This window comes from Streptomyces sp. NPDC042201 (assembly GCF_055582185.1).
Window position 1 is genome coordinate 1 of record NZ_JBVJDS010000030.1, and the last position, 1,074, is coordinate 1,074.

The window sequence follows — 1,074 nt, forward strand, 5'->3', positions numbered from 1 at the left end:
GTCGTGACTGCGTGCCTTTTGAAGAATGAGCCTGCGAGTTTGCGGTGTGTTGCGAGGTTAACCCGTGTGGGGAAGCCGTAGCGAAAGCGAGTCCGAATAGGGCGATTTAGTAGCGCGCTCAAGACCCGAAGCGGAGTGATCTAGCCATGGGCAGGTTGAAGCGGAGGTAAGACTTCGTGGAGGACCGAACCCACCAGGGTTGAAAACCTGGGGGATGACCTGTGGTTAGGGGTGAAAGGCCAATCAAACTCCGTGATAGCTGGTTCTCCCCGAAATGCATTTAGGTGCAGCGTCGTGTGTTTCTTGCCGGAGGTAGAGCACTGGATAGGCGATGGGCCCTACCGGGTTACTGACCTTAGCCAAACTCCGAATGCCGGTAAGTGAGAGCGCGGCAGTGAGACTGTGGGGGATAAGCTCCATGGTCGAGAGGGAAACAGCCCAGAGCATCGACTAAGGCCCCTAAGCGTACGCTAAGTGGGAAAGGATGTGGAGTCGCAGAGACAACCAGGAGGTTGGCTTAGAAGCAGCCATCCTTGAAAGAGTGCGTAATAGCTCACTGGTCAAGTGATTCCGCGCCGACAATGTAGCGGGGCTCAAGCGTACCGCCGAAGTCGTGTCATTGCAGCTATAGGGCCAACGCCCGCTGTGATGGGTAGGGGAGCGTCGTGTGCCGGGTGAAGCCTCCGCGGAAGCGAGGGGTGGACGGTTCACGAGTGAGAATGCAGGCATGAGTAGCGATACACACGTGGGAAACGTGTGCGCCGATTGACTAAGGGTTCCTGGGTCAAGCTGATCTGCCCAGGGTAAGTCGGGACCTAAGGCGAGGCCGACAGGCGTAGTCGATGGACAACCGGTTGATATTCCGGTACCCGCTTTGAAACGCCCAGTATCGAATCCATTAATGCTAAGGCCGTGAAGCCGCCCTGATCTCTTCGGAGTTGAGGGGAGTGGTGGAGCCGCTGAACCGAGGTGGTAGTAGGTAAGCGATGGGGTGACGCAGGAAGGTAGTCCAGCCCGGGCGGTGGTTGTCCCGGGGTAAGGGTGTAGGGCGTTGTGCAGGTAAATCCGTGCAAC

The 1,074-nt window shown here is 57.5% G+C and carries 1 rRNA gene; it reads left to right on the forward strand.

The annotated features are described in order from the left end of the window. A 23S ribosomal RNA gene (locus ACZ6MZ_RS33950) occupies nucleotides 1–1,074 on the forward strand; the annotation flags it as partial.